The organism is Hominiventricola sp. (assembly GCF_057604405.1).
In genome coordinates, this window is record NZ_DBLYVB010000064.1 from 1 (window position 1) to 2788 (window position 2788).

The 2788-nt window shown below is 45.0% G+C and carries 6 protein-coding genes; all 6 read left to right on the forward strand.

The window, feature by feature from the left end:
* On the forward strand, positions 1 to 267 hold a 267-nt coding region (locus tag ACZMB2_RS13880), incomplete at its 5' end, for a DUF3849 domain-containing protein (RefSeq protein WP_487597160.1).
* Positions 268 to 269: 2 nt separating this feature from the next.
* The gene (locus tag ACZMB2_RS13885) at positions 270 to 608 is read left to right on the forward strand and encodes a plasmid mobilization protein (protein WP_117453440.1); all 339 of its coding nucleotides are present in this window, start codon (positions 270 to 272) and stop codon (positions 606 to 608) included.
* Between the two features lie 151 nt (positions 609 to 759).
* Positions 760 to 1062, forward strand: coding sequence for a hypothetical protein (locus ACZMB2_RS13890; protein ID WP_117502833.1), 303 nt, complete (start codon positions 760 to 762; stop codon positions 1060 to 1062).
* A complete protein-coding gene (locus ACZMB2_RS13895) occupies positions 1059 to 1358 on the forward strand; it encodes a CD1845 family protein (RefSeq protein ID WP_487597161.1) in 300 nt (99 codons plus the stop codon). Before ACZMB2_RS13890 ends, ACZMB2_RS13895 begins: the two co-directional genes overlap by 4 nt.
* A 121-nt stretch (positions 1359 to 1479) precedes the next feature.
* Positions 1480 to 2076, forward strand: a complete 597-nt coding sequence (locus ACZMB2_RS13900) for a type IV toxin-antitoxin system AbiEi family antitoxin domain-containing protein (protein ID WP_487597162.1) — start codon at positions 1480 to 1482, stop codon at positions 2074 to 2076.
* Positions 2073 to 2788 (forward strand): nucleotidyl transferase AbiEii/AbiGii toxin family protein (locus ACZMB2_RS13905; protein ID WP_487597163.1); only part of this gene is annotated, 716 nt, incomplete at its 3' end. The genes ACZMB2_RS13900 and ACZMB2_RS13905, both read left to right, overlap by 4 nt.

Here is a 2788-nt window from a genome sequence, read left to right on the forward strand (position 1 = left end):
ATCCAGCACAAGAACCATGACGGGCGTATCTCTCAGGACAATAAAGCCTGGGCAAAAACCATTCCCATGCCGGAGGACAGCGATGCTTCCCGCCACTGTGCTTATCTGGTTGTGGATGGGGTCAATCCCGGTCTGACCGATCTGTTCACCAGACAGTTCCGAAAAGTTGCTCAAGAACAGCAGAAAAGTTCTGTCCTGCAAAAGCTCAAACAGGAGCTGCCCGCCCATAAGTCTGCCGCCCCGAAAAAACGGGAGCCGGAGAGATAACCATGGCAAAGCGCAAGCGGGATGTTCCGGTTTTGTTTTGGGTGTCCGCAGAAGAACTGGAGCTGATCCATCAAAAGATGCAGCAATACGGGACAGAGAATTTGAGCGCTTATCTGCGGAAAATGGCACTGGATGGGTATGTGGTCAAACTGGATCTGCCGGAGCTGAAGGAGTTGGTTTCCCTGATGCGCCGAAGCAGCAACAACTTGAATCAGCTGACTCGCAAAGTGCATGAGACCGGGCGGATTTATGATGCTGACTTGGAGGATATATCCCAGCGGCAGGAACAACTGTGGGAGGGTGTGAAGGAAATCCTTACCCAACTCTCCAAACTTTCATAACAGGGATAGATACTCCATTTGCGGAGGGAGGAACGGCGTTTCTTCGCCGCACCTTCCTCCGCTTTTTCTTTTTGCCGGTATCCTTGTCTTTTGCCTGTTTGTACCGGATAATATGAGTAGAATAAGAAGTAAAACAAAGGAGTGAAAACAGATGCTGACCTTTGAAAAAGTGCTGGAGATTTTTGCGGACTACCTGGCCGCAGACGAGACCATCGAAGTTTATATCAGCCGTCATGGATGTGTAAGGGTTGAATTTGACCAGGACTTTCACTATTGCACTGGCGAGGTGTGCCATACTCCCAGGGAACTGTTCGACCTTTTAGCTGATGATTACCGGACTTATCTGGAGATTGAACTGACCAAAGGCCGACGGGAGCTTACGGAAGATGATGAGAGAGAAGCGGACGCCCTATGCAAACGGCATCTGGAGCGTTGGAAGGAGGAACTGGAATGAAGATTTTGAAATGCCTGCTGATGATTGTAACTGCACCGGTCATTTTGGTGTTGACACTTTTTGTCTGGCTCTGCATGGGGCTGATCTACATATCCGGTCTGGTGCTTGGTCTGCTCAGCACGGTAATTGCTCTGCTTGGCGTGGCTGTGCTGCTTACCTATTCCCCGCAGAATGGCGCGATTTTGCTGGTTATGGCATTTTTGATTAGCCCGATGGGGCTGCCGCTGGCTGCAATCTGGCTGCTGGGCAAGGTGCAGAGTTTGAAATTTGCCATTCAGGATTGGGTTTATGGATAAAAAATACGCAAAGCCACAAAATGCCAAACACCGTCTGTTAAATTTGGGAAGAGGAACTATATATCCACGATTTTACTTTTGAACTAATATCGCGTATAATATTAGTGCGAAAGGAAGTGATATGATGGGACAATTTGAACAGCTGGATCAGATGCTAACAGCACAAGAAGGAATGCTACGAACATCACAGGTCGTATCTTCTGGAATTTCAAAGCCGGTATTTTATGATTATGTGCGTTCACGAGATTTGGATAGAGTCGCACATGGGATTTATCTGGCCAAAGATTCCTGGGTGGATGCCATGTATCTGCTTCATTTGCGATTTGAACAAGCAGTATTTTCACATGAAACAGCTTTATTTTTTCACGATCTGACAGACCGTGAACCAATAGAATATACAGTTACGGTCAAAACTGGATGCAATCCAAGCAAAATGAAAGCAGAAGGCATTCAAGTTTTTACGATTAAAGCAGACTTACATGATGTAGGACTTACAACAGCGAAAACTCCGTTCGGGCATACTGTGCCGGTTTATGATATGGAGCGGACGATCTGTGATTTGCTCAGAAGCCGCAGCAGAATTGAAATTCAGACCTTTCAGGGAGCGCTAAAATCTTATGCCCGTAGAAAAGATAAGAACCTGCGAGCTTTAATGCAATATGCTGGGATGTTCAAGGTGGAAAAAATTTTACGACAGTATTTGGAGGTACTTTTATGATAAAAACAGCAAGGCAGCTTAAAGATTTAATACGAAACCTTTCCAGAGAAAAATCCGCAGATGCTCAGATTTTAATGAGGAACTACATGATGGAGCGTTTTTTGGAGCGTATTTCTCTTTCTGAGTATCGTGATAAGTTTATCTTAAAGGGTGGTATGTTGGTAGCGGCTATGGTTGGATTGGATGCCCGCTCTACGATGGATTTGGATGCAACCATAAAAGGAGCTAATGTTAATGTGGAGGATATTGAGAATCTAATTTCATCAATCGTAACTGTTCCGATTGATGATGGTGTTAAATTTCAGCTGAAAAGTATTTCGGAGATTATGGATGAAGCAGAGTATCCGGGGATTCGTGTCAGCATGAGTACAACATTCGATGGTGTAGTGACCCCTTTGAAAATTGATATTTCTACGGGAGATGCAATCACTCCAAGAGAGGTTCGGTATTCATTCAAACTTATGCTGGAAGATCGCTCCATTGATATTTGGGCTTATAATTTAGAAACTGTGCTGGCAGAAAAACTGGAAACCATTATTACCAGAACCACAACCAATACCCGCATGAGAGATTTCTACGATATTTACATTTTAGAACAGCTGCATGGAACCACGCTGAACCCGAAAATTTTACATGATGCGCTTCTGGCAACTGCTCATAAACGGGGATCGGAGAAGTATCTTAACCAGGCTGAAGAAGTTTTTGACGAAGT

Excerpts from the sequence above, each read along its gene's own strand:
- ACZMB2_RS13885 (WP_117453440.1), top strand. The coding sequence starts at position 270 with ATGGCAAAGCGCAAGCGGGATGTTCCGGTTTTGTTTTGGGTGTCCGCA.
- ACZMB2_RS13900 (WP_487597162.1), top strand. The coding sequence starts at position 1,480 with ATGATGGGACAATTTGAACAGCTGGATCAGATGCTAACAGCACAAGAA.
- ACZMB2_RS13895 (WP_487597161.1), top strand. The coding sequence starts at position 1,059 with ATGAAGATTTTGAAATGCCTGCTGATGATTGTAACTGCACCGGTCATT.
- ACZMB2_RS13890 (WP_117502833.1), top strand. The coding sequence starts at position 760 with ATGCTGACCTTTGAAAAAGTGCTGGAGATTTTTGCGGACTACCTGGCC.